This is a genomic window from Nitratireductor sp. OM-1 (assembly GCF_003296175.1).
Taxonomy (GTDB): Bacteria; Pseudomonadota; Alphaproteobacteria; order Rhizobiales; family Rhizobiaceae; genus Nitratireductor; species Nitratireductor aquimarinus.
This window is the reverse complement of the sequence record NZ_CP029208.1, coordinates 1,494,767-1,520,873: the sequence shown is the minus strand read 5'-3', so window position 1 is coordinate 1,520,873 and position 26,107 is coordinate 1,494,767. Positions and strand designations below refer to the sequence as shown.

Here is a 26,107-nt window from a genome sequence, read left to right as displayed (position 1 = left end):
CACCGGCAATGGCAAAGGCGTTTAACCCGGCAGGCCCTCCAGCCGGGTTACCTCATCCAGACCGTCATCCCAGTTGGCGCGGCTGGAAAGACAGATATGCGCGTTCGGGCGAATGTCGACCGGTGTGTCGAGGCTGCCCGCAGGCACGACGAGAAGTGCGCCATCCATCTGGATGCCTGGAACTGCCGAGCCGCATTCGCTGCAGAAGCTTTTTTCATGCCGGCTTTCGGGCACCCGGTAAGTCTTGATCCGGTCTTCTCCTGACAGCCAGGTGATCTTCGCCACGGTGGAGAAAAGATTGGCCGCATGCGCCGACCCGGTATCCTTGCGGCAGCGGGAGCAGTGACAAAGAAAGAAGCTCTCGAACGGGCCGGAAATCTGAAATTTGACTGCCCCGCACTGGCAGGAACCCTCGTTCTTCTGGGCCATATTCTCCCTCATCTCTTTTTGAAGCGGCCGTGTCTCTATCACAAAGCGCCCGTGCGCGCATCCAGATGCACGCCGCCCGCATGAGCGGCCATCGCCCCCGGGCGGCTCCGGCGCTTCAATTGCCGCTGTGTGCTGTCAGAAAACCGTCATCTCATCGACATGCAGGTTTCATCCGCACCCGTTAGGCGAATGACCAACAAGGGCGACAAGCCCACGGAAGAGCCGCAACAAGGCGCTTAACGGGAAGAGCACATGCTTGAAATTCGTCAGGTCACCCGTCGTTTCGGGCCAAACACGGCCGTGCGCGACGTGGAACTGAAAATCGAACAGGGCCAGATGGTCGGTGTCATCGGTCGCTCAGGCGCCGGCAAATCGACGCTTCTGCGCATGATCAACCGCCTGATCGATCCGTCCGAAGGATCGATCTTCTTTCAGGGCAAGGAAGTCTCCGCGCTGAAAGGCGCGGAACTGCGTCGCTGGCAGCGCGACTGCGCGATGATCTTCCAGCAGTTCAACCTGGTGCCGCGCCTCGACGTGCTCACCAATGTTCTGCTTGGCAGGCTCAACCACCGCTCCACGGTGCTCAACCTGCTCAACATGTTTACGCGGGAAGAGCGCATCCAGGCGATTGCAGCGCTTGAGCGCCTCGACATCGCCCAGACGGCGCTGCAGCGCGCCGGCACACTTTCCGGCGGCCAGCAGCAGCGTGTGGCGATTGCCCGTGCGCTCATGCAGGAGCCGAAGGTGATCCTCGCCGACGAGCCGATCGCTTCGCTCGATCCGCTCAACGCCAAGGTGGTGATGGATTCGCTCGCCGACATCAACGCCCTCGAAGGCATCACCGTCATCACCAACCTGCACACGCTCGACACGGCGCGCGCCTATTGCAACCGCATCGTCGGCATGGCCAAGGGCGCGGTGGTTTTCGACGGCCCGCCCGAGGCGCTGACCAGCGAAGCGGTGCGCACCATTTATGGCGGCGAGGAAGGCGCGGAACTTTCCGAAGCCATCACCTCCACCAGCATCAATGTTCCGGCTCCGCAGCCGGCAAGGAAATCGACCGGTCAGGCTCAACCGGCGCTCGCCGCCGTCTGATCCACGGGATCGTCTCGCCCGCGTAACGGGCTCCACCTGCTTGAAACCCCGCCGGCAAGGCCGGCACCCAAATGGAGAGACATCATGTTCAAGAAAGCTCTTATGGGCGCCGTTGCGCTCACCGCGATCATGGTTGGCGGCGCACAGGCCGAAGATCTGAAAGAGTTCCGCATCGGCATTCTCGGCGGCGAAAACGAAGCCGACCGCCTGCGCAATTTCTCCTGCATCGTCGACAAGCTCCCCGAGGTTCTGGGCGTCGAGAAGGTCGCCCTGTTCCCGGCTGCCGACTATGACGGCGTGATCCAGGGCCTGCTCGGCGGCACGCTCGACTATGCCGAGCTCGGCGCTTCGGGCTATGCAAAGGTCTATCTGGAAGATCCGGAGGCCGTTGAGCCGATCCTCACCACGGTGCAGACCGACGGTTCGACCGGCTATCACTCGATCATGGTGGCCCGCAAGGATTCCGGCATCGCAACGCTGGAAGACATGAAGGGCAAGAAGCTCGGCTTCGCCGATCCGGACTCCACCTCCGGCTACCTCGTTCCCGCCGTCACGCTGCCCAAGGCAGTCAACGCTTCGGTTGAAGAGTTCTTTGGCGAGACCGGCTTCGGCGGCGGCCACGAGAACCTGGTTCTTGAAGTCGTGAAGGGCACGTTCGACGCCGGCACGACCTGGGCTTCGGGCGTTGGCGAGTTCTCCGACGGCTACACCTCCGGCAACCTGCACAAGATGGTCGAGAAGGGCATTCTCGACATGGACGATCTGGTTGAGCTCTGGAAGTCGCCACTGATCCCGAACGGCCCGATCGTGGTTCGCACCTCCATGGACGCCGACATGAAGAACACGTTCAAGACCTTCATGATGGAATTGCCGGAAGCCGATCCGGAGTGCTTCGCAGCCATCCAGGGCGGTGACTACAAGGGCTACACCGAAGTGACGCCGGCATTCTACGAGCCGATCATCGACGCCCGTCGCGCCAAGATCGGTTCCTGATCCCTTTCCCGCAATCTGACGCGCCGCCGGCCCGTGCCGGCGGCGTTGTCGCACAGGCGTGCCAAACATGACAGCAACGACCCATTCCCCGCTTCTTTCCGAAGCTGGCCAGGCCGTGGAGCGCCACTGGCGCGAACTGGCCGGACGCCGTCGTCTCTACACCATTGGCGGCATCGTGTTCATGGTTCTCGCCATGAGCGGTTCGCTCTGGTTTGCCAATGAATCGAACGCCGGCAAGTTCTTCGACCGACTGCCCTATCTGTTCGACTTCGTGGGACAGATGATGCCGCGCGATGGCTGGGAAGTCTGGCGCGCCCTGTTCGACCTGCCCTCGCCCTATGACGATGGCAGCCTGAAATACAATTATCCCGACGGGCGGATCTATCTCACCGAGACGCTCTATCTGCCCGAATATTTCTACAAGATGCTGGAGACCATCAACATTGCGCTGGTTTCCACGCTGATCGGCTTCGGCCTTGGCTTCGTTCTGTGCTTCCTGGCCGCATCGAACCTGACGACGCGGCGCTGGCTGCGCTTCTTCGTGCGCCGTTTCATGGAAGTGCTGCGCGCCTTCCCCGAGATCGTGATCGCCGGCTTCTTTCTGGCCGTGCTGACCATCGGGGCCGTGCCCGCCATCATCGCGGTGTCGATCCACACGGTCGGTGCGCTTGGCAAGATGTTCTTCGAAGTGGTCGAGAACGCCGACATGAAGGCCGAGGAAGGCCTGCGCGCCGCCGGTGCGAACTGGGTGGAGCGCGTCTGGTTCTCCATCGTGCCGCAGGTCATGCCAAACTTTCTGAGCTACGCGCTGCTGCGTCTGGAAATCAACGTGCGCGCCTCCACCATCATTGGCGCGGTCGGCGGCGGCGGCATCGGCGAGGCACTGCGCCTCTCGATCAGCCGCACGCATGAAGCCAAGACGCTCGCCATCATCCTTCTTCTGTTCTGCACCATCGTCGCGGTCGACCAGCTTTCGGCCTGGCTGCGCGGCCGCATTGTCGGCAAGCAGGCATTCGAATTCGGCCGGGGAGGCTGATCATGACCGAGATCGAAGCCAACGCCATCGCCGCGCGCCACGCGGATGTGTTTCACCGTCCGCTGATGGAGCGCCTGCGCGGCGTGATCATCATCACCGCCATCGCCCTCTACATGATCTTCGCCTGGTGGTTCTTCGCCATCGGGCAGGTCATCTCCAACGGCAACTGGGACATTGCGGGCAGCTATCTGGCCGACTGGGTTTCCTATGAAATCCGCCCGGACATCGAATATGACGGCGATGCGCTGGATGTTTCCTTTCCGCGCTTCTCGCCGCTCGGCAGCGACCCCAAACCGGAATGGCTGACGACCGAGACCGCCATGGTCGAACGCCGCGTGGCGGCAAGCGCTGCGGCGGGCAACGCCACGGGCGGCGCAACAAGCGGAGCCGGTTTCCTCGGCTCGCTCGACGCCGAACCGGCCAAAAAGGAAGACGGTGGCTTTCTGGGCGCGATGGCTCCTTCTTCCACCACCACGGAAAGCCCCGCGACCGAGGCGGAAGCTGCGCCGCAGGCTCCCGCGACGATGCGCGAGGAAGCCGTGGTCAGCGCCGACATCTCCTTCGGCGGCGACACGCATATCCGCGTTCAGCCGGGCTTCGTGACCGTGACCCACAGGGGCGAAACGCTGGAACTCGACATCGAGGAGCGCGTCAGCGTCAATGCACGCGGACCGCTGCCCGACTGGGCAAGCCAGCGCGCGCCGGGCGCGAAGGTGATCGTACGCTTCGGATTTGCCGGACGCGCCGAGATCGAGGATGACGAAGTGAAAGTGCGCCGCCGTTTCATCGGCTGGGAGAACTTCTTCTTCGACACCCGCTCGCCCTATTGGGACATGTCGGCCGGCGAGGTTCTGGGAACGATCTTCTTCGGCGACCGCATCGAAGCGGACCGCTCCAACCTGTCGCTCGCCTGGAACAATTTCGTCAACAATGCCGACTGGCAGCATGGCGATGTGTGGCTGAAGCTGCTGCAGACCATCGTCATGGCCTTCGCCGGCACGGTGCTGGCGTCGATGCTGGCCTTCCCGCTGGCCTTTGCCGCAGCCCGCAACATCATGCCCAACCGGGTCGTCAATCAGGTGCTCAAGCGCTTCTTCGACTTCCTGCGCTCGGTGGACATGCTGATCTGGGCGCTGTTCTTCACCCGCGCCTTCGGGCCGGGACCGCTGGCCGGTATCTCGGCGATCTTCTTCACCGACACCGGCACGTTCGGCAAGCTCTACTCGGAAGCGCTGGAGAACATCGACGACAAGCAGCGTGAGGGCGTGCGCTCCGTCGGCGCGGCTCCCGCCTCGGTCCAGCGCTATGGCGTGGTGCCGCAGGTTCTGCCGGTCTTTTTGAGCCAGGCGCTCTATTTCTGGGAGTCCAACACCCGCTCCGCCACCATCATCGGCGCCGTTGGCGCCGGCGGCATCGGCCTCAAGCTCTGGGAAGCGATGCGCACCAATCAGGACTGGGAAAACGTGGCCTACATGGTCATCCTGATCCTGCTTGTCGTATTCGTCTTCGACAACATCTCCAACCTTCTGCGTCAGCGTCTGATCGGCAGGCAGCCGTGAAGAGGATGACGCAGGGGAAATTGGCTGCTAGCCTTCGCGGTCCTTTTGAGGGATTCGTTAACCTGTCACACAAATCGCCTATTGCATCGCTTTCGGCGAGGATATGCTCATGCGCTACGCAATCTACTTCACACCCGAAAAAGACGACCCGCTGACGCGGGCCGCCGCACGCTGGCTCGGCCGGGACGCCTTTACGGGCCAGTCCATCGCGCCCGTGGAGGCAGGCCCCTTCTCTGCTGCGGAGATTTCCTTTCACACCGCAGCCGCGCGCCGCTACGGCTTCCACGCGACGCTGAAGGCCCCGTTCCATCTGGCGGAAGGTCAGAGCGAACAGAGCCTGATCGCCGCGCTGGCGGACTTCTGCGAGCGCACGGAGCCCGTGCTCATTCCGCGTGCGGTTGTGCGTCGTCTCGACGGTTTCTTTGCGCTGGTGCCCGAGGACCGCTCCCCACGGCTGGATGCGCTGGCCGGCAACATCGTGGAGGCGTTCGAGCCCTTCCGCGCGCCGCTGACCCAGGAAGAGCTGGAGCGCCGCAACCCCGAGGGCCTGTCGCCCAGCCAGCTCAAGAACCTCTACAAATGGGGCTACCCCCACGTGTTTGAAGCATTCCGCTTCCACATGACGCTGACCGGCCGCGTGCCGCAGGCAGAAGCTGTCCGCATGGAGCGCGCCATAGACGCCTTCTTCGGGCCGCTTTTGTCGGAACCATTGGAAATCGGCTCGCTGGCGCTGTTCATCGAGCCTGAGCCGGGCGCACCTTTTCAGGTGAGATACTCCCACGCGCTCGGCTGGAACAAGACAAGAAAGACCGCCTGATAATGACGCAAGAACTGGTTTTAAGAAACGCCCGCATCGTGCTGCCCGATGAGGTCATCGAAGGCAGCGTGGTGATCCGCGACGGGCGCATCGTCGACATTGCCGCCGGCACTGCATCCATCGGCGAGGACATGGAAGGCGACTACCTGCTGCCGGGCCTTGTCGAGCTGCACACCGACCATCTGGAACGCCACTACGCCCCGCGCCCGAAAGTGCGCTGGAACCCCATCGCATCGGTGCTGGCGCATGACGCGCAGATCGCCGCTTCGGGCATCACCACCGTGTTTGACGCGCTGCGCATCGGCCTCGACGAGGACAGCAATCTCGGCGCGGATGAAATGCGCGAACTGGGCAACGCCATCGAGAACAGCGTGGAGGCCGGCCGCCTGCGCGCCGATCACTTCCTGCATCTGCGCTGCGAGGTTTCCGCACCCGATTGCCTGGAAGGGTTCGAGCTCTTCAAGAACGACAGCCGCGTGAAACTCGCCTCGCTGATGGACCATTCCCCGGGCCAGCGTCAGTTCACGAGCATCGACACCTACAAAGTCTACTACATGAACAAGACGGGCATGACGGAAGAGGATTTCCGCCAGTTTTGCGAAAAGCGCGTTGCGCAGTCGCAGACCTATTCCAGCCGTCACCGCAACGCCATCTCCGACATCTGCCGCGAGCAGGGCATCATTCTGGCGAGCCATGACGACGCCACGATGGAGCATGTGGACGAGGCAGCGACGCAGGGCGTGCGCGTGGCCGAGTTCCCGACCACACAGGAAGCGGCAACCGCCTCGCGCGACGCCGGCATGCAGGTGCTGATGGGCGCGCCCAATGTGGTGCGCGGCGGCTCGCACTCCGGCAATGTCTCCGCGCGCAGCCTGGCCGAGGGCAACACGCTCGACATCCTGTCTTCCGACTACATTCCCTTCAGCCTCGTTCAGGCCGCTTTCGCGCTGGGCGAGACCGTGGACCACATCTCACTGCCGCAGGCCGTTGCCATGGTTTCCAAGAACCCGGCAGAGGCCGTGGGTCTCGACGACCGCGGCATTCTCGAACAGGGCCGCCGCGGCGACGTCATCCGCGTGCGGGTGGACGAGCATGTTCCGATCGTGCGTTCGGTCTGGCGCGAGGGGGCGCGGGTGGCATGAGGGCATCGGCCACGCTGGAGCGTGTCATCGACGAGCAGGACGTCCCGATCCGCCATGGCGTATTCATCGCCGTCGCCGGTCCTTCGGGTGCCGGCAAGGACTCTGTGATGGACTATGCGCGCCAGCGGCTCGGGCCGCAGGACAGCGACGTGACCTTTGTGCGCCGTGTCATCACCCGTGAGATGGACGGCGCCGGCGAGGCCCATGACTGCCTGACACGCGCCGATTTCGATGAAGCCGAGGCAAAGGGCGCATTCGCCGTGAGCTGGGAAGCGAACGGACTGAAATACGGCCTGCCGGCAAGCGTGGATGACATTGTGCGCGACGGGCATGTGGCCGTGGCCAACGTGTCGCGCGCCGTCATTCCGCTCCTGCGCGAGCGCTATGGCAATGTGGTCGCCGTGATCGTGACCGCCTCCCGCGACGTGCTGGCCGAGCGGCTTTCGAGCCGTGGCCGCGAAACCCGCGAGGAAGTTCTGGCGCGGCTCGAACGGGCGCACGCGAAGGAACTGACCGTCGAAGACGCGACCGTGATCGACAATTCCGGCACGCTGGAAGAAGCGGGCGAGCGGTTTCAGGATGTTCTGCGCCGCGCCGCCGCCTGGAGCGCGGTAAGCGATTCCGTGTAAGGCTCCGCCTCCCGTTTCGGATATGTGAGTAGATACTGAAAGCGCCTCTTGGCGCTTTCTCTGTTCTGGTTTAGTTCTAGTTCATCTTGGAACACCGGACGCACCCCATCGACGGCATTGCCGCCCCGTCTCTGCCAGCGCCCTTCAGCGCGTGGTTCGCCACGCGCGGGTGGCAGCCGCGCGCGCATCAGCTCGAACTTCTGGCGCGCACGCAGGCCGGTCGCTCCGCACTGCTGATCGCCCCCACCGGTGCGGGCAAGACGCTGGCCGGCTTTCTGCCCACCCTCACCGATCTCGCGGCGCGGCCGAAGCGCAAACCCGGCGCAGCGCGGCGTGGCGTGCACACGCTCTACATCTCGCCGCTCAAGGCGCTCGCCGTCGACATTCAGCGCAATCTGAACATGCCTGTGGCCGAGATGGAGCTGCCGGTGACGATGGAGACGCGCACCGGCGACACGCCCACACACAAGCGCCAGCGGCAGAAACACGCACCGCCGGACATTCTGCTCACCACGCCCGAACAGCTCGCCCTTCTGATCGCCTCGCCCGATGCGGACAGGTTCTTCTCGGATTTGCGTTTCGTGGTGTTCGACGAATTGCACTCGCTGGTGATTTCCAAGCGCGGGCATCTGCTTTCGCTGGCGCTGGCGAGACTGCGCCGGATGCGGCCGGAGCTTCAGACCATCGGTCTTTCCGCGACGGTGGCCGAGCCCGATGAGCTGCGCCGGTGGCTCGTGCCGCAGGATGCGGCCCGCGCGCTGTCCGATATCGTGACCGTGTCGGGTGGCGCAAAGCCGCACATCACAATTCTGGAGACAGAGGAGCGCGTGCCCTGGGCCGGGCACTCCGCGCTCTACGCCATTCCGAAGGTCTATGAGGCGATCAGGGCCCACCGCACCACGCTGCTCTTCGTCAACACGCGCAGTCAGGCGGAGCTTCTGTTCCGCGAATTGTGGCGCGCCAACGATGACAATCTGCCCATTGCTCTGCACCACGGCTCGCTTGATGTCGCCCAGCGGCGCAAGGTGGAAAAGGCGATGGAGACCAACAGTCTGCGGGCCATCGTCGCCACATCGACGCTCGACCTTGGCATCGACTGGGGCGACGTGGATCTGGTCGTGCATGTGGGCGCGCCAAAGGGGGCGAGCCGGCTGGCCCAGCGCATCGGCCGCTCCAACCACCGCATGGACGAACCGAGCCGCGCCATTCTCGTGCCGGCAAACCGTTTCGAGGTGATGGAGTGCCGCGCCGCCCTTGAGGCGAACTATCTGGGTGCGCAGGACACGCCGCCACTGGTGGAAGGCGCGCTCGACGTGCTGGCGCAGCACGTTCTGGGCTCGGCCTGCGCCGCCCCCTTCGACGCCGACGTGCTCTATGGCGAAGTGGCGAGTGCAGCCCCCTATGCCGCGCTTGATCGGGCAACCTTCGACCGCATCGTGGATTTCGTGGCAACCGGCGGCTACGCGCTCAAGACCTATGAGCGCTACGCCCGCATCCGCAAGACGAAAGACGGGCTGTGGCGCATCGCCAATCCGCGCATCGCCCAGCAATACCGGCTTAATGTCGGCACCATCGTGGAATCCCCCATGCTCAACATCCGCATGGTCAGGCGCGGCCGGGGCAACGCCTCGCGCGGCGGACCGGTGCTGGGCAAGGTGGAGGAATATTTCCTCGAAACGCTCACGCATGGCGACACCTTCCTTTTCTCGGGCCGGGTGCTGCGCTTCGAAGGCATTCGCGAGAATGAGTGCCTCGTCTCGGCGGGCGGCGGCGAGGATGCAAAAGTGCCCTATTACGCCGGCGGCAAGTTTCCGCTCTCCACCTATCTGGCGTCCGAAGTGCGGGCCATGCTGGCCGACCCGAAGCGCTGGAAGGCGCTGCCCGAACAGGTGGCCGAATGGCTTTCCATCCAGCGCGACAAGTCGATCCTGCCGCGCCGCGAAGACCTTCTGGTGGAGACCTTTCCGCGCGGCGAGCGCTTCTACATGGTGCTCTACCCGTTCGAGGGGCGGCTCGCGCACCAGACGCTTGGCATGCTTCTGACCCGCCGGCTGGAGCGGGCAGGCGCACACCCGCTCGGCTTCGTCGCCAATGATTACGCCATCGCCGTGTGGGGCCTGAACGACATGGCCGCCATGCTGAAGGACGGACGGCTGAGCCTCGCCGCGCTCATGGACGAGGACATGCTGGGCGACGATCTGGAAGCATGGATCGCCGACAGCTGGCTTCTGAAGCGCACCTTCCGCAATTGCGCGCTGATCTCGGGACTGGTCGAAAAGCGCCACCCCGGACAGGAGAAGACCGGCCGGCAGGTGACCGTTTCCGCCGACCTCATTTACGACGTTTTGCGGGCTCATGAGCCTGACCACATTCTGATGCAGGCCACCTGGGCAGACGCCGCGCAGGGCCTGCTTGATGTCAGGAGACTGGGGGAGATGCTGTCGCGCATTCGGGGTCGAATCGTGCATAAATCTCTCAGTCGCATTTCACCGCTGGCCGTGCCCATCATGCTCGAGATCGGCAAGGAGGCCGTGGCCGGCGACGCCAATGAGGCGCTGCTCGGCGAAGCCTCACGGCTTTCCGGCGAGGAATTGATGCAGGAGGCTCTTGAGGCATGAACAGCCTTGCACCCGCAACCGGGACAAGCACCGCGCTGACGGTCCGCATCGCCGGACACGAGGCCGTGTGCGACTGGCGCGGCGTGCTGTTCTTCCCGGAGATGAGCCTCATGGTCGTCTCCGACCTGCATCTTGAGAAGGGCGCGGCCTACGCCCGGCGCGGGCGCATGCTGCCGCCCTATGACACCGCCGCCACACTGAAGAGGCTGGCAACAACGTTAGCCGACTATGATCCGGAGATTGTCATCAGCCTTGGCGACAGTTTTCACGACGATCACGGCGCGGCGCACATGCCCGGGCCTTTCCGCGCGCGGCTGGTCGAACTCATCGGCGCGCGCGACTGGCAGTGGATCGCCGGCAACCACGACCCTGCCCCGCCGCCGGACCTTCCCGGCCACTGCGCGCAGGAGATCGCCATTGACGGGCTGATCTTCCGTCATGAGCCGGCAAAGGGAAGTGCCCGTGGCGAGATTGCCGGGCATCTGCATCCCGGCGCGCGCATCGTGCGCCGCGGTCGCTCGGTGCGGCGCGCATGCTTCGCCTCAGATGGTAGCCGGCTTATTATGCCCGCATTCGGCAGCCTGACCGGTTCGCTGAACGTGCTCGACCGCCCTTTCGACGGCCTGTTCGCGCGTGAGCGGCTGGCCGCCTACATGCTGGGCCGACAGGGCATCTACGCCATTGCAGGCAGCATGCTGCGCTGAAGCACAGCCCGGAGAGCGCGCGCTCAGTCCTTGCGGAAGATGATCCGCCCCAGCCAGCCGGTGATGATGGCGATCAGCACGGCGGCGATGCCGTAGATCAGGCTGTTCTGATGGGCGAATTCGTAAAGCCGCTGCTCAAGACCCGCTTTGCGAATGGTGAGCTGGGCCGATGTTTCGCGCAGGAACACGCTGTTGCGGAACAGATAGGCGCGCGCCCTGTGCGTGCCGACGGCCACATTGGGGGCCAGCTTGAGGGACGCGCGGAACAGGCTTTGCGAGAGGAAGCGCACGCCGCCAGTCTGCGTCGAGTAGAGCCCGAGCGCTTCCTTGCGCTGAAGCAGCGCCTCGGTGAACTCCTCGATGGTTTTCGGATCGCCATCGGCCTTGAGCGGCTGGAAGTGCAGATTGTCCGCACCCAGCGCGAGCCTCTTGTATCCGTCGGGCGTGCTGATGTCCTGCGGCGCGCGCGTGAGCGCCATGGAATAGGATTCCGGCACATCGCGGAAGATGACCGATTCCGTGTTGATCCACATGCCCAGCACGCGTGTCTTCTTGCGCACCGTGACGGCGCGCGGCGGCCCTTCCAGAACCACCACGACATCGTAGCGCCCCTGCCGCGCCACCAGCGGGTCGGCATTGTCGAGCGCGCCGAAAATGGTCAGCTCCGCGCCGCTGAAATCGGACGTGATCGACACCTGATCGGTGGAAAGGCCGATCTGGATGTTCTCGGGGATTTCGTCCTGCGCCCGCACCGGCAGGGCCGGCAGGAGCAGAAGAAGCGAGGTGGCGGCTGCCAGGAAACGCGCGCGCATGGCTCACATCGCTCCCGTGGACAGGCTGTAGACACTCTCCGGCTGCACGAACAGGTCGAAGCCAAGACGCAGCGCCACCGCCAGAACCAGAAGCGCCAGAAGCGCACGCAGCTGCTCGCCGCGCAGACGCTGCCCCACCCGCGCGCCATATTGTGCACCGGCCACGCCGCCGACCATCAGCAGGAAGGCAAGCACGACATCGACGCTCTGGTTCGCCGTGGAGTGAATGATGGTGGTGAAGGCCGCCACGAAGATGATCTGGAACAGGGATGTGCCAATCACGACATTGGTCGGCACTTTGAGCAGATAGATCAGCGCCGGCACCATGATGAACCCGCCGCCGACACCCATGATCGACGCCAGGAAGCCAATGAACGCACCAAGCACCACCACCGGGATGACGCTGACAAACAGCTTCGACGCGCGAAAACGCATCTTGAGCGGCAGACGGTGAATCCAGTTGTGCTGGCCGGGCTTTCTGAGCGTGGCTGTCTGGCCACCGCGCGAACGCCGGATGGCGCGCACGCTCTCCATCAGCATCAGGCCGCCAACGACGCCCAGAAACACCACATAGAGCAGCGAAACGATGAGATCGAGCTGGCCCAGCCGGCGCAGATAGGCGAACACGAACGCGCCGATGGACGCGCCGACAATGCCGCCGGCGAGCAGGACCGTGCCCAGTTTGACATCAAGAGACTTGCGCTTGAAATGCGCCAGCGCGCCCGAGAAGGACGACGCAATCACCTGATTGGCGCCGGTGGCGACAGCGATCGCAGGAGGGATGTTGTAGAAGATCAAGAGCGGCGTGATCAGAAACCCGCCGCCAACCCCGAACATGCCGGACAGAAAGCCCACCGCGCCGCCCATGGCAAGCAGCACGAAAACGTTGACGGACATTTCGGCGATTGGGAGATAAATACCCACCCGCGGCACCCGAATAATTGTTTGCCCGGCAGCGGCGCCGGACGAGGTGTGGAAGCATTAATGCGTGCTTCCGTTCTGCGCCCTACCGCCCGCGAAGTCAAACCGGGAGGTGGCAGAAACCGGAAAAGTTTGAACGGCTTGCCACACAAAGATGACGTGCGTCTTCCGGGACACACATCAGCCTGCCGGCAAACGATGCCGCGACAGCTTACTGAGCGCTTACAGCCGCTTCATTCTTCTCCAGAAGGGCACGCACCAGCGCCTCATCGACCTGCCCCGTCGGGTTCAGGCCATTGGCCTTCTGGAACTGCGTGATCGCGGCCTTTGTCTTGGCGCCCATGATGCCGTCAGGCGTGCCCGCATCAAAGCCTTCCTTGTTCAGGATAAGCTGGATGTTGGTGATCGCCTTGGTCATGTCGACGCTCGCCGTGAGCTCGCGGCTTTCACGCCAGGATTCCGGAATATCGACCAGATTGACCGCCGGATCGATCTTCTTGACCTTCCAGAGCGCCGTCTTGTTTTCTGCCTGTTTCAGCTGCTCGGGCGACAGCGCAGCGGCGATTTCGTCGCGCTTGGCGGCTGCATCCCTGTCACCGCCCTGGGCGACGATGGCGAACCATTTGTAGGCTTCCGTCAGGTCCTGCTGCATGCCCATGCCCTTGGCCGAAAGGATGCCCAGATTGAACTGGCTGTCCTTCACGCCATGCTCGGCAGCTTCAATGAACCAGCGGGCGGCGGATTTGTTGTCGGCCGGGCCATCCGCACCCATGGCGAACAGCACACCGAGATTGTGCATGGCGCTGGCATTGCCCTGCTGGGCTGCAAGCTGGAACCACATCTTCGCCTTGGCGGCGTCACGGTCCACACCATTGCCCTTCTGGTAGAGGTCGCCCAGCCGATACTGAGCCGGCGCAAACCCTGCTTCGGCTGCCTTGGTGTACCATTCGGCGGCCTTCGCCAGATCGGCCTGCGTGCCACGACCTTCTGCGTAACGGCTGCCGATCTCGAACAGTGCCTTTGGGTCGCCCTCGGCTGCGGCCTCGCGAAGCGGCACCGGACCGGCATCCACCGGAACCGTGTCCAGCGAAATGGGCTTGGGTGCTTCAGGGGCAACATCTTCCGGAATGCTGACGGTCTCGTTGCCCGTCAGGGTTTCCTCGAACTTGCTGACCGGCTCTTCCAGCGGCGCGTCCAATTCGGGCATGGAGGCCAGCGTATCGACGACGCCATCCGTTGCCTGCTCTTCGGCAGCAGCAACCCTGGCCGGTTCTTCATCCAGCACGCGCACCTTGCGCTCGACCGGGGCAGGCTCGGCCTGCGCCATCACCGGCGCGGGTTCCGCACTGGTGGTCTCATTGGTCATCTGCGCCGGAATGGCTGTGGAATTCGCAAGATAGGTCTTTCCGACCTGATAGCCGCCCGCCGCGACGATGCCCGCGCCGAGCATCACCACCAGAGGCTTCTTGCTCCGCTTCAGAAAACGTTTGATCCCGAAGCCGCCGGTATCTTCCGCCGCATCGCCCTGACGCTTTTTCAGGATCTCGGCCTCGGCTGCAGCCGCCTGCGCCGCGCGACGCGCCGCCGCGATGAAATCCGACTTGGCAGCATCATCCGTTTCCGGACGGACGGTCGCTTTCTTTTCGTCACGAACACGACGCAGGATCGCATTCAGGTCCGGCGCGCCGGAACCCGGTTCCAACGGCTCATTGATGCGGTCGTCATCCAAATCGATGGCTTCAAGGCTGGCGTCCAGTTCGGCGGGCGCTTCGCTCTCGACCTCGTGCTGAGGCTCGTTGCGCTGACGGTCGCGACGGCTTCCAAGAGCGCGCGTCAGCCCGCCCAGAAGCGATGATTTGCCGGGGGCCTTTTCCGTTTCCTGCGCATCCTCGTCCAGCGCAGCGCGCGCGGCGGCAGCGGCCGCTTCGGCGGGCGAGCGCTTCGGCATCGCCTCTTCCGCAGCGCGTGCAGAAACCGGAGACACGTCATTGCCGGGATCGATGGAAGGAGCGGCAGCGACCGGAATTTTTGCCGGCTCTGCCTGCACAGCCACGCCCTCGCCAGCAGTTCCTTCGACAGCGCCAAGCCGGTCCACGATCTTGAGCAGCGTGTCATGGATCGCGCCGAACGTCTTGGTATTGCGCTCGTCGGACTTGCGGGTCAGCGCTTCGAGCGCCTTCAGTTCTTCGCGCAGTTCGCGGTCGAAATTGCTGTCGAAATTCTGCGTGTCGCCCAGCGCGCCGATTGCCTGCTCGGCTGCCTGCCGTGCGGCTTCGACCACCGAAGCGCGGTTTTCCTGAATGGAGCGTTCGATGTTCTCCAGGCGGGGCCCAAGATCCTCGAACTCCGGCAGGTCCGCCGTCGGGCGGGAGAAATGTTCGGAAAGGCTGCGCACCTGCGCCTCGAGATTGTGGATCACCTCCGGATCAATGGACGAAGCCTGCGACGAAGATGTCTGCAGGCGACCGGAAATGTCGTCGAGCCGCATCTCAAGGGCGCGCAGAGCCTCATTGCCCGGCGCTTCACGTGTGCTCGTGTCGAGCCGCGCCGCCAGTTCGTTGAACCGGGCGTCGATGGTCGCCATGAGATCGGCCTCGTTGCGCACGGGCTCGCTGCCGCGCTCGTCGATGCGGGCGGCAATATCCTGCAGCCGATGCTCGATATCGTGAACCAGTGACCGGCCCTGCTCTGCGGCGTCGCCATGGCGCTGTTCGATCATCTGCGACAAATGCGCGAACCGATCTTCAATACCGCGCAGCATGTGCTCGGGGATCTGCGGCTCCGGTGCGTTGTCCAGCTTGTGCGCGATGCCGGCAATCTGGCTGGCCAGCCGCTCAACCGTCTGCTCCGGCATGTCGATACGCGCAGCAATTTCGTCCACGCGCTGCGACAACGAATACATCTGCTCGCTGAGATGCCCGACAGCCTCGCCACCCGGGCGCTCGCTCAGAAGCTCGCCCACCTGATTTGCCAGCGAAGAGATGCGCGCCTCGATGCGCTCGAAGGGCTGCGGATCAAACGAAGCAGCCTGCGTTTTCGGCATGGTCGCAGCAATCGCGCGGCTGATCTCGTCAAGCCGCTCATCGATGGCGGCATAGAGTTCGGGATTATCCTGCTGCTTGTGCTCGACAAGCTGATCCAGCGCGCCTGCGAGCGTGCGGACACGATCCTCCAGAGACTGGAGCGACAGCGATTCCGGCAGGCTGTTCACCGCATGCGCGATCTGCTCGATCCGCTGGTGCAGCATGTCGATGGCGGGGCCGCTGCGGCTCAGATCGCTGGAAACGCGGTCTTCGAACGCGCTCCACCTGTCGTCGAAAGCATCCCAGCGCTGATCCACGGCGCGCAGCGTTTCTTCACGCGCGAGACTGGAAATGGAAGACTTCAGCTCTTCCATTTCGAGCCGCAGCATCTTGACGTTTCTGTCGTCACCGCGCTCGGCGAGATGGGCAATGGCGTTGGACAGGCGTTCGAATTCAACAACCAGTTCGCTGCTGAGCGCGCTGTTGGGAACGGAGGCCATGATGCCTGCCAGCTCCTTGCGCAGCGCGCCGAACTCGTCGCTGATGCCCGAACGCATCACGTCGCGCAGATCCCTGCGCAGGGTCTTGAGCTCTTCGGCAATGTTGCCGATCGAATTGAACTCGCGTTCCTGACGGCGGGAGCGCTCAAGCTCATGCGCCGCGTGTTCGAGCGAGGCGCGCGAAGCCGGCTCCTGCCGGGGCGCGGGCATGCGGCCAGCCGGTCGTACATAGGAATGCGAGACCGTTTCCGACAGCTCCTGGATTCGCCGGGCGACGTCATTTTCATCCACCTGCTGGTCGAAACGTCCGGTCGCTTTTCCAAGGCGGTTTTCCAGGTGGTCCAGCGTCCGACTGATCTCGTCAAGCGACGCATCTGTCCCGGGTCGCCGCCGGCGACCGGCATTGATATTTTCCAGATAGGAACGCTTATTGTTCATCGGAACGCCCGCCTCTCCACCGTTTACCGGTTGGCCGTCGAGATTTCTTGCCACGCGGGACTTTCAGCCTTGAAATGCCGGAAGGCAGAAAACAAACACTGTTAAGACACCCACGGTCAGCAGCAGGCCTCGAAGCGAATGCGAACAAGCACCGTGTGCTGACGGTTCACATTTCACTGATCGTGGTAAACACGGAGTTAACAATCCTTACCGAAGGTTAAGTCTTCGGTGAGAAATCCCGTAAAAAGATTGTTGGCAAGCCGATCACATTTTGCGCTGCGGCCCTTGTAATGCCGCATTCTGCACCGCATAAGCGCGCCCTTTAGAGCGTGTCTGGGCGGCACAATTTTGCCACTGGCGAAAACTTAACGTCAGACATGCCCATCCCGGTCCCCCCGCCGGAGCGCACATCAGTACGGAACAGTGATCATGACGAACATTGCAGTGGCAGTCGAAAAGACGGCCGAGGGAAATGATTTTCCTGAACAGTCCCCGGAGCATGCCCCGGAACACGCCGGAGAATACACCCGCATCGGCGAGATGGCGCGGGAGTTTGGCGTAACCCTGCGCGCCCTGCGCTTTTATGAAGACAAGGGCCTTTTGAGGCCGGAGCGCGCCGGCACAACCCGCCTTTATTCCCGCACGGACAAGCTGCGCCTGCAGCATATCCTGCTCGGCCGTAAAATCGGCTTCTCGCTGAACGACATCAAGGAAGTGCTCGACCTCCACGAGCCGGACGGCGGAAACGTAAAGCAGCTTCAGCTTGTTCTGAAGAAGTCGGAACGCCAGATGGTGCGGCTTGAAAAGCAGCGCGCTTCCATTGATGACGCGATCAATGAGCTGAAGACCCTGATCGGCGAGGTCTCGACGCGCCTGGACGGCGCATCGCCCCTGCGCGACGCAGGCTGACCACCTCCGCCGGCTACCCCTCTTTCCTTCCGGTTCATCACCAGACCCCGCGCGGACACGCACCGCGCGAGGTCTTGTCGTGCGCTGCGTCGTTTTTGACGTTTACGCAAACGTCAAAATTTGTTAGAGCGACTGTAACGCTGCGCGAATGGCCTCTTCGCGCCTTTGTTACGAGAGCTGGAGGATTCTCATGCCAACCTATCAGGCGCCCGTGCGCGACACGCTGTTCGTGCTGAACGATGTTCTGGGCTATGGCAATCACGACAATCTGCCGGGCTTCGCCGACGCCTCGCCCGACATTGTCGAGGCGATCCTCAGCGAAGGCGCGAAACTGGCTGAGAACGTCATACAGCCGCTCAACCGCATCGGCGACATGGAAGGCTGCACCCGTCATGCCGATGGTTCGGTGACGACGCCCAAGGGCTTCGACGGCGCTTATCGTCAATATTGCGAAGGCGGCTGGCTTGGCCTTTCCGTGCCGGCGGAATATGGCGGTCAGGGCCTGCCCTACACGGTGCACACGGCGGTGAGCGAGTACCTCGTCTCGGCCAATATGGCGCTGATGATGTATCCGGGCCTCACACAGGGCGCCATCGCCGCGATCCTCGCGCATGGCACCGATGAGCAGAAGCAGAAATGGCTGCCGAAAATGGTGGAAGGCACCTGGACCGGCACCATGAACCTGACGGAGCCCCATTGCGGCACCGATCTCGGCCTTCTGAACTCCAAGGCCGTGCCGAATGGCGACGGCAGCTACCGGATTTCCGGCCAGAAAATCTTCATCTCGGCCGGCGAGCACGACATGGCCGAGAACATCATCCATCTGGTGCTTGCACGCATTGAGGGCGCGCCGGCGGGCGTGAAGGGCATCTCGCTCTTCATCGTGCCGAAGGTGATGGTCGATGACGAAGGCGCGCTGGGCGATGGCAATGCCGTTTCCTGCGGGGCAATCGAAGAGAAGATGGGCATCCACGGCAACGCCACCTGCGTCATGAATTATGACGAAGCCACCGGCTATCTTCTGGGTGAGGAGAATGGCGGCCTGAAAGCCATGTTCACGATGATGAACGAGGCGCGCCTTGGCGTCGGCCTGCAAGGCCATGCCATCGGCGAAGCCGCTTATCAGGGCGCGGTCGAATATGCCCGCGAGCGCCTGCAGGGCCGCGCGCTGACCGGACCGAAAGCACCGGAGAAGAAGGCCGATCCGATCATCGTTCACCCGGATGTGCGCCGCAACCTGATGACCATCCGCGCCTTCAACGAGGCCGGCCGCGCGCTGATCCTCTGGACCGCGCTGAAATCCGATGTCGCCCATCTCTCCGAAGACGACAAGGAACGCGAGACGGCGTCCGACCACATGGCGCTGATGACGCCGGTGGTGAAAGGCGTGCTCACCGACAAGGGTTTCGAGCATGCGGTGATGGCGCAGCAGATGTTTGGCGGCCACGGTTACATCGAAGAGCATGGCATGAGCCAGTTCGTGCGCGATGCCCGCATCGCCATGATCTATGAGGGCGCGAACGGCATTCAGGCGCTCGACCTCGTGGGACGCAAGCTGCCCGCCAATGGCGGTCGCGCCGTGCAGGCCTTCTTCAAGGAAGTGGGCGATTTCTGCGAAGCGCACCGCGAAGACGAGACCATGGCCCCCTTTACCAAGGCGCTCAAGAAGGGCCTCAACGATCTGCAGGCCGCATCACTCTGGCTGATGCAGAACGCCGTTCAGAAGCCCGACAATGCGGGCGCTGCCTCCCATGACTACATGCACCTGATGGGCCTCGTGGCGCTCGGCTACATGTGGGGCCGCATGGTCAGGACGGCGCAGGAGCAGCTTGCCGCCGGGGCAAATGGCGACGCCGCCTTCCTCGAAGCCAAGATCACCACCGGACGCTACTTCATGGAGCGCGTCATGCCCGAGACCGCCGCGCATCTGGCGCGCCTTTCGAGCGGTGCGGACACCATGATGGCGCTTCCAGAAGAGGCGTTTTGACTGGCGTAACGGCCACACCCGTTCTAGCTTGCACGTGCCAGCGTGCAAGCCGGTCCCTGAGGAAGCGCGACGTGTCAGACCCGCAGCCCGACTTTGACCATCTCCGGCCCGCCGGCCCGCAGCGCACCTGAAGCGCCGAACAGATCCCGGGGCTGGCGATTGCCAGCCCTCTTTGAACCAATTGCACGACCCCGCGTTGGGTCCATAAAGCAGGGAGACCGATATGGCTGACGCTTATGTATATGACGCCGTGCGCACGCCGCGCGGACGCGGCAAGAAGGACGGTTCGCTGCACGAGGTGCCCGCCGTGCGCCTTGGCGCGAAAGTTCTTGAAGCCGTGCGCGACCGCAACGGCCTCGACACCGCAAAGGTGGACGACATCATTTTCGGCTGCGTCGATCCGGTCGGCGAAGCCGGTTCCGTGATCCCGCGCTCGGCTGCCTTCGAGGCGCGCTACGCGAACGCGGCTCCGGGCATCCAGATCTCGCGCTTCTGCGCGTCGGGCCTCGACGCCATCAATCTGGGCGCGGCCAAGATTGCCGGCGGCTCCGACGAGATCGTCATTGCCGGCGGCGTGGAAAGCATGTCGCGCGTCGGCATGGGCATGTCCGGTGGCGCATGGTTCATGGACCCGTCCGTCGGCATTCCCTCCTATTTCATGCCGCAGGGCGTGTCTGCCGACCTGATCGCCACGAAATACGGCTTTTCCCGCGACGACGTGGACGCCTATGCGGTGGAAAGCCAGAAGCGCGCCAAGCACTCCTGGGACAAGGGCTATTTCAAGAAATCCGTGATCCCGGTGGAAGACCAGAACGGCCTGACCATTCTCGATCACGACGAGCACATGCGCCCCGGCACCGACATGCAGGCGCTTGGCCAGCTCAACCCCTCCTTCGTGATGCCGGGTGAAATGGGCGGTTTCGACGCCGTCGCCGTGCAGCGTTATCCGGAGCTTGAGAGCATCAACCACGTCCACCACGCCGGCAATTCGTCGGGCATCGTCGATGGCGCGGCCGCAGTGCTGCTCGGTTCGCGCAAGGCCGGCAAGTCCATGGGGCTGGAGCCGCGCGCAAAAATTCGCGCCTTCACCAATATCGGCTCCGAGCCAGCGATCATGCTGACCGGCCCGGTCGACGTGACGGAGAAGCTTCTGAAGAAAGCCCGGATGAAGCTGTCGGACATCGACCTGTTCGAGCTGAACGAGGCTTTCGCCTCGGTGGTGCTGCGCTACATGCAGGCTTTCGAGATCGACCACGACCGGATCAATGTGAATGGCGGCGCAATCGCCATGGGCCACCCGCTCGGCGCAACCGGCGCGATGATCTTCGGCACGGTTCTCGACGAGCTGGAGCGCCGCAACCTGAACACGGCGCTTGTCACGCTGTGCATCGGCGCGGGCATGGGCACCGCAACCATCATCGAACGCGTTTGAGCTGTCGGGGAGAGATCAGACCATGACCGACTACAAGAACTTTACCGTTGACGTGGACGCAGACGGCGTCGCGCTCGTCACCTGGGACATGCCGGACCGCTCCATGAACGTCTTCACCGAAGAGGTGATGAACGAGCTGGATGCGATCATCGATCACGTTGCCGGCAGCGATGCGATCAAGGGCGCTGTCATCACCTCCGGCAAGGAGACCTTCTCCGGCGGCGCGGATCTGACCATGCTGCAGAAAATGCTCGGCCTGTTCGAGAAGGAAAAGGCAAACGACCGCAAGAAGGCGGTCAAGCTGCTGTTCGACAATGCCGGCCGCATGGGCTGGCTCTGGCGCAAGCTTGAAACCTCCGGCAAGCCCTGGGTCTCGGCCATCAACGGCACCTGCATGGGCGGTGCGTTCGAGCTGTCGCTCGCCTGCCATGGCCGCGTCGCAGCCGACAGCCCGGCAGTGAAGATGGCGCTTCCGGAAGTGAAAGTGGGCATTTTCCCCGGCGCGGGCGGCACCCAGCGCGTGCCGCGTCTGGCCAAGCCGCAGGAAGCCCTGCAGATGCTGACCACCGGCCAGACGCTGACGCCACAGAAGGCGAAGGCCATGGGTCTGATCCACGAGATCGCCGCGCCGAAGAAACTGGTCGAGACCGCGAAGAAGATGATCCTCGACGGCCTCAGCCCGGTTCAGCCATGGGACGAGAAGGGCTTCAAACTGCCCGGCGGCCCCGTCTACTCGGCGGCGGGCGCAAACCTCTGGCCGCCGGCAATCGCCATCCTGCGCCGCGAGACCTACAACAACTACCCGGCAGCAGCCGCGATCCTGAAATGCGTCTATGAGGGCATGCTGGTGCCCTTCGAGACGGCGCTGACCATCGAGCAGCGCTATTTCACCGAGATCATGCAGACGACCGAAGCGAAGATGATGATCCGCTCGCTCTTCGTCTCGCTGCAGGAACTCAACAAGGGCGCGCGCCGCCCCGACAACGTGCCCGTCAGGAAGTTCAAGAAGATCGGCGTTCTGGGCGCGGGCTTCATGGGCGCGGGCATCGCCTTCGTCACGGCCAAGGCCGGCATTCCGGTTGTTCTGATCGACCGCGACACGGCGTCCGCCGAAAAGGGCAAGGCGCATTCCGCCGAGCTGATGGACAAGAGCATCAAGCGCGGCCGCGCCACCGCCGAGGACAAGGAAAAGCTCCTCTCGCTCATCACCCCGAGCGAGGATTATGCGGAGCTTGAAGGCTGCGATCTGGTGATCGAGGCCGTGTTCGAGGATTCGGAGATCAAGAAGACGGCGACGGAGAAGGCCGAGGCCGTTCTGAAGCCGTCGGCCGTGTTCGCCTCCAACACCTCGACCATTCCGATCTCCGGCCTGGCGAAAAACTCCAAGCGCCCGAAGAACTTCATCGGCATCCACTTCTTCTCGCCCGTCGACAAGATGATGCTGGTCGAGATCATCATGGGCAAGAAGACCGGCGACAAGGCGCTTGCCATGGCGATGGACTATGTGCGCGCCATCAAGAAGACGCCGATCGTGGTGAACGACACGCGCGGCTTCTACGTCAATCGCTGCGTCCTGCGCTACATGCAGGAGGCCTTCTCCATGGTCATCGAAGGCGTGCCCGCCCCGATGGTGGAGAATGCGGCGAAGATGGCCGGCATGCCGGTCGGCCCGCTTGCGCTCACCGATGAGACGGCTGTCGATCTCGCCCAGAAGATCATGAAGCAGACCGTGCGCGATCTCGGCCCCAAGGCCGTCGATCCGCGCCACATGGAGCTGATCGACACGCTGGTCGACAAGCATGGGCGCCTTGGTCGCAAGAATGGCAAGGGCTTCTATGACTATCCGGCAAAGCCCGCGAAGAAGCATCTGTGGGCCGGCCTGAAGGATCTCTATCCGCAGAAGAACCCGGACAAGATCGACGTCGAGGAATTGCAGGAGCGCTTCCTCGCAACGATTGCGCTGGAAGCGGCCCGGATCATGGAAGAAGGCATTGTCGTCGATCCGCGCGAGGCGGATGTCGGCTCCATTCTCGCCTTCGGCTTCGCGCCCTACACGGGCGGCGCCCTCTCCTATATCGACGGGATGGGAGCAGAAGCCTTCGTCGCCATGACCAAGCGCCTGCAGAAGAAGTACGGCAAGCAGTTCAAGGCTCCGAAACTCCTTCTGGACATGGCCGAGAGCGGCGAGACTTTCTACCAGCGCTTCGCGCCCGAAAAGGCGGCGGAGAAGAAGGCCGCCTGAGGCGTACCGTTCAGAATGAAAACCACCGTCCCGGGCGCGCTCCGCATCCGGGACGGTGAACAGGTCAACGCCCAACATCGCGGTTTCCCTGAAGCGCCTGAAGCGCTCTATTTTTTTAGCAGTTCCGGACGGAAAATCGGCTCCCACTTTTCCTGGAATTGCTCTAGGGTCAGGACCTATAAATATGGCCGCAATGGTCGGCCTGATTTGTGCGGATACGCGAAGCAAGACCGCAGGAAGACTTCACGTCTTTCAAGGGTTTGCGACAAAGTAGCCCGTGCAAATCAGGCTGATCCAAAGGACGCTCGATAGACCGGCGACCTGCCGCGTCAAACCCCTTGACCGGGGGAAGACCCCGCTCTGCGGGCTTTTCCTAGCATCTCTTGGTCTATCGAACGCCATTGCGGCCATATTTATAGGTCCTGACCCTAGGACGAGCACCGACCGCAACGCCAACCTCCCCGGGATAGAAAATCATGTATGTCTGGATGCGTCTTCTTCGCGTGGCCGCCACACGCAAGAGCCGGGGCGTCTATCGGCTGGGCGACGAGAGCAAGCTCTCCTTCCGTTGCCTGCCCACCGACATCGACATGAACATCCACCTGAACAACGCCCGCTACATGATGCTGGCGGATATGGGGCGGATCGACATCTTCCTGCGCAGCGGACTGGTCGCCGCAGCCCGCAAGCGCGGCTGGGCTCCCTTGCTCGGTGGCCTGCAGACGGCCTATGTGCGCGAGGTGCGCTTATGGCAGCGCTTCGAAGTCGTCTCCACCATCGAAACATGGGAAGACACGCAGATCATCGGCCAGCATCGTTTCGTGCTGGATGACGGGCGCGTTGCCGCCATGGTGCTGACCACGGGCGGGGTCTACGACAAGCGGGGCAAACGCTTCGTGCCGGTCGACGAATTGATGCGCACACTCGGCCACGATGGCGCGCCGCGTGCGCCCAATGCGGAAGAGAAAGCCTTCATCGCCTCGCATCAGGGCCTGCGCGCTCGCGCAAAAGTGTTGTCCTCACACCTTTAAGTCGCCAGACCGCATCGCTACTCTCCGGCCACCAACATGCACCGGAGACATCGATGACAGCGACCGTCGACTATTACTTCACTTCCGCTTCGCCCTTCACCTATCTCGGCCACCAGGCTCTGCGCACCGTGCTTTCCAAGCATGGCGCGGATGTGCGCGTGAAGCCGATCAACCTGATGGGTGTCTGGGAGATCTCCGGCGCGGTTCCCCCGCCCAGGCGCCCCCCGGTGCGCCAGCGCCAGCGGCTGGTGGAGATCCAGCGCATCGCCGATTTTCGCGGCCTGCCGATCAACAAGACGCCCAAACACTGGCCCGTCGACCCGGAGCTTTCCGACCGCGTGATCGCAGCACTAGCGGCAGAGGGCCATGATCCGCTGAGCTATATGGAGCGCGTCTTCGCCGCCGTGTGGGCCAATGAGGAAAACATTGCCGACCCGGACACGCTGACCAGATATCTGGAACTGGAGAAGTTCGACGCAGCCTCCATTCTGGAGAAGGCGCAAAGCGAGGCGATTGCCGAAATCCGCGCGCAGAACACCAGGGACGCCGTAGAGGCCGACGCGGTGGGCGTGCCCACCTTTGTGCTGAACGGCGAGGCCTTCTTCGGGCAGGACCGCGTCGAGTATCTCGACCATGCACTTGCGACAGGCCGTCAGCCGATCACGCCGTAAGCCTCAGCCTGTCTCACCCTCGGCCAGCGGCACGTCGATGCCCGCAAGTTCCGCAGCGGTGAGACGCGCCGCCCCCGCCCGCGCAAAGCGCAGCATCATCGCCTTGCGGGTGGCGGCGGCAAGGCGGTGCTCGTCCGGCTCGCGCAGGATCTCCGCGCCATAACCGTCCGACAGGATGAAACCGCATTCCTCGGGAAAAATCTCCGCCGGCACTTCCGGGTGGGTGGCGAAGAAAAAGCGGTCGGAGTGCAGGCGATAATCCGGCCATTTCCGGTCCACCCGAAAATCCTCCACTGACGACTTGATCTCGATGATCCAGATGTCGCCCTTCTTCGTCAGCGCCACGAGATCGGCGCGCCGGCCGGTGGCGAGCGTCAGCTCCGGCAGCACCACCGCCCCCATGGTGATGAGCAGGCGCTGCACGCCCCGGCGAATGACCATGGCGCGTTCCGACTGGCGACCATCGGCCAGCGGGTTGACGGGAATCGGTGAAATGATCGGCATGGAAGGATTATGCCATCAACGGTGAGCCGCTTGAAGCGTCACTGCGCCCCGGCAATATCGTCCAGGATCGGACAATCGGGCCGGTTGTCGCCATGGCAGGCATTGATGAGTTTGCTCAGCGTGGCGCGCATGGCCTGCAGTTCCGCAATTTTCTCGTCGATTGCCACCACATGCGAAATGGCGATGCCGCGCACATCGTGGCTCGCCCGGTGCTTGTCGCGGTAAAGCGTCATCAGCTGGCGGCATTCCTCGATGGCGAAGCCGAGACCGCGCGCGCGCTTCAGAAAGGTCAGGAAGTGCAGGTCTTCATCGCTGTAATCGCGGTAACCGTTTCCGGCCCGCGCCGGCGAAACAAGGCCGATTTCTTCGTAATAGCGAATCGTCTTTGCCGGTAGGCCCGAACGACGGGCCGCCTCGCCAACGTTCATGACACGTCTCCTGAACTTCCACGCTTGCTGAATTCCGCCATCTGAAACTGGGGATTGTGTTGCGCGTTTGCAATATCACGCGGCAATAACGGGATTACGCAACGTAAGACGCATCCAAATCTTGTCATTTCATTAACCAGGAATTTAAGAATGATGGTCAAAGTGCGGCGCAATTCAGGCACACTTA

At 63.2% G+C, this 26,107-nt stretch carries 21 protein-coding genes; 15 read left to right on the top strand and 6 right to left on the bottom strand.

Going from position 1 to position 26,107, the window contains the following annotated elements:
- Positions 1-21: 21 nt before the first annotated feature.
- Positions 22-429: a GFA family protein gene (locus DEJ54_RS07235; RefSeq protein WP_113156142.1), complete on the bottom strand. Its 408-nt coding sequence runs from the start codon at positions 427-429 to the stop codon at positions 22-24.
- A 252-nt stretch (positions 430-681) separates the two neighbouring features.
- Between DEJ54_RS07235 and phnC the strand changes: the two genes are divergently transcribed.
- The 9 genes from phnC to pdeM all read left to right on the top strand — a co-directional run bounded on the left by phnC (position 682) and on the right by pdeM (position 11,022).
- Positions 682-1,524 carry a phosphonate ABC transporter ATP-binding protein gene (phnC, locus tag DEJ54_RS07230; RefSeq protein WP_113153975.1) on the top strand — a complete coding sequence of 281 codons (843 nt, stop codon included), beginning with the start codon at positions 682-684 and terminating at the stop codon, positions 1,522-1,524.
- Between the two features lie 84 nt (positions 1,525-1,608).
- Positions 1,609-2,517, top strand: a complete 909-nt coding sequence (gene phnD, locus DEJ54_RS07225; protein ID WP_113153974.1) for a phosphonate ABC transporter substrate-binding protein — start codon at positions 1,609-1,611, stop codon at positions 2,515-2,517.
- A gap of 67 nt (positions 2,518-2,584) precedes the next feature.
- Positions 2,585-3,553, top strand: a complete 969-nt coding sequence (gene phnE, locus DEJ54_RS07220; RefSeq protein ID WP_113153973.1) for a phosphonate ABC transporter, permease protein PhnE — start codon at positions 2,585-2,587, stop codon at positions 3,551-3,553.
- A 2-nt stretch (positions 3,554-3,555) separates the two neighbouring features.
- A complete protein-coding gene (gene phnE, locus DEJ54_RS07215; RefSeq protein WP_113153972.1) occupies positions 3,556-5,112 on the top strand; it encodes a phosphonate ABC transporter, permease protein PhnE in 1,557 nt (518 codons plus the stop codon).
- 109 nt (positions 5,113-5,221) lie between these two features.
- Positions 5,222-5,929 (top strand): DUF1045 domain-containing protein, encoded by a 708-nt coding sequence (locus DEJ54_RS07210; protein WP_113156141.1) that lies wholly within the window; start codon positions 5,222-5,224, stop codon positions 5,927-5,929.
- 2 nt (positions 5,930-5,931) lie between these two features.
- Positions 5,932-7,071, top strand: a complete 1,140-nt coding sequence (locus tag DEJ54_RS07205; protein ID WP_113153971.1) for an alpha-D-ribose 1-methylphosphonate 5-triphosphate diphosphatase — start codon at positions 5,932-5,934, stop codon at positions 7,069-7,071.
- Positions 7,068-7,700: a phosphonate metabolism protein/1,5-bisphosphokinase (PRPP-forming) PhnN gene (gene phnN, locus DEJ54_RS07200; RefSeq protein WP_113153970.1), complete on the top strand. Its 633-nt coding sequence runs from the start codon at positions 7,068-7,070 to the stop codon at positions 7,698-7,700. Before DEJ54_RS07205 ends, phnN begins: the two co-directional genes overlap by 4 nt.
- An 86-nt stretch (positions 7,701-7,786) precedes the next feature.
- Positions 7,787-10,318, top strand: coding sequence for a ligase-associated DNA damage response DEXH box helicase (locus DEJ54_RS07195; protein ID WP_113153969.1), 2,532 nt, complete (start codon positions 7,787-7,789; stop codon positions 10,316-10,318).
- Entirely contained in the window at positions 10,315-11,022 is a 708-nt protein-coding gene (gene pdeM / locus DEJ54_RS07190) for a ligase-associated DNA damage response endonuclease PdeM (protein ID WP_113153968.1), read from the top strand. The genes DEJ54_RS07195 and pdeM overlap by 4 nt, the downstream gene beginning before the upstream one ends.
- 23 nt (positions 11,023-11,045) lie before the next feature.
- On the opposite strand, the gene DEJ54_RS07185 is transcribed toward pdeM, so the two are convergent.
- The 3 genes from DEJ54_RS07185 to DEJ54_RS07175 form a co-directional block, all read right to left on the bottom strand.
- Positions 11,046-11,834 carry a TIGR02186 family protein gene (locus DEJ54_RS07185; RefSeq protein ID WP_113153967.1) on the bottom strand — a complete coding sequence of 263 codons (789 nt, stop codon included), beginning with the start codon at positions 11,832-11,834 and terminating at the stop codon, positions 11,046-11,048.
- 3 nt (positions 11,835-11,837) lie between these two features.
- Positions 11,838-12,758, bottom strand: a complete 921-nt coding sequence (locus tag DEJ54_RS07180; protein ID WP_113156140.1) for a sulfite exporter TauE/SafE family protein — start codon at positions 12,756-12,758, stop codon at positions 11,838-11,840.
- Between the two features lie 208 nt (positions 12,759-12,966).
- Positions 12,967-16,716 (bottom strand): SEL1-like repeat protein, encoded by a 3,750-nt coding sequence (locus tag DEJ54_RS07175; protein ID WP_113153966.1) that lies wholly within the window; start codon positions 16,714-16,716, stop codon positions 12,967-12,969.
- A 429-nt stretch (positions 16,717-17,145) separates the two neighbouring features.
- Between DEJ54_RS07175 and DEJ54_RS07170 the strand changes: the two genes are divergently transcribed.
- The 6 genes from DEJ54_RS07170 (at position 17,146) to DEJ54_RS07145 (ending at position 24,988) form a co-directional block, all read left to right on the top strand.
- Positions 17,146-17,625, top strand: a complete 480-nt coding sequence (locus tag DEJ54_RS07170; RefSeq protein WP_113153965.1) for a MerR family DNA-binding transcriptional regulator — start codon at positions 17,146-17,148, stop codon at positions 17,623-17,625.
- Positions 17,626-17,815: 190 nt separating this feature from the next.
- Positions 17,816-19,612, top strand: a complete 1,797-nt coding sequence (locus DEJ54_RS07165; RefSeq protein ID WP_113153964.1) for an acyl-CoA dehydrogenase C-terminal domain-containing protein — start codon at positions 17,816-17,818, stop codon at positions 19,610-19,612.
- 223 nt (positions 19,613-19,835) lie between these two features.
- Positions 19,836-21,044, top strand: coding sequence for an acetyl-CoA C-acetyltransferase (locus DEJ54_RS07160; protein ID WP_113153963.1), 1,209 nt, complete (start codon positions 19,836-19,838; stop codon positions 21,042-21,044).
- Positions 21,045-21,066: 22 nt separating this feature from the next.
- Entirely contained in the window at positions 21,067-23,286 is a 2,220-nt protein-coding gene (locus tag DEJ54_RS07155; RefSeq protein WP_113153962.1) for a 3-hydroxyacyl-CoA dehydrogenase NAD-binding domain-containing protein, read from the top strand.
- A gap of 476 nt (positions 23,287-23,762) precedes the next feature.
- Positions 23,763-24,317, top strand: a complete 555-nt coding sequence (locus DEJ54_RS07150) for a thioesterase family protein (RefSeq protein ID WP_113153961.1) — start codon at positions 23,763-23,765, stop codon at positions 24,315-24,317.
- Between the two features lie 53 nt (positions 24,318-24,370).
- On the top strand, positions 24,371-24,988 hold the full coding sequence (locus DEJ54_RS07145) for a 2-hydroxychromene-2-carboxylate isomerase (protein ID WP_113153960.1): 618 nt from the start codon (positions 24,371-24,373) through the stop codon (positions 24,986-24,988).
- 3 nt (positions 24,989-24,991) lie between these two features.
- Here the strand turns inward: DEJ54_RS07145 and DEJ54_RS07140 are convergent, their stop codons facing one another.
- Together DEJ54_RS07140 and cueR are read right to left on the bottom strand one after the other, a co-directional pair.
- Entirely contained in the window at positions 24,992-25,492 is a 501-nt protein-coding gene (locus DEJ54_RS07140; RefSeq protein ID WP_113153959.1) for an MmcB family DNA repair protein, read from the bottom strand.
- 38 nt (positions 25,493-25,530) lie between these two features.
- Positions 25,531-25,920, bottom strand: coding sequence for a Cu(I)-responsive transcriptional regulator (gene cueR, locus DEJ54_RS07135; RefSeq protein WP_113153958.1), 390 nt, complete (start codon positions 25,918-25,920; stop codon positions 25,531-25,533).
- Positions 25,921-26,107: the final 187 nt, after the last annotated feature.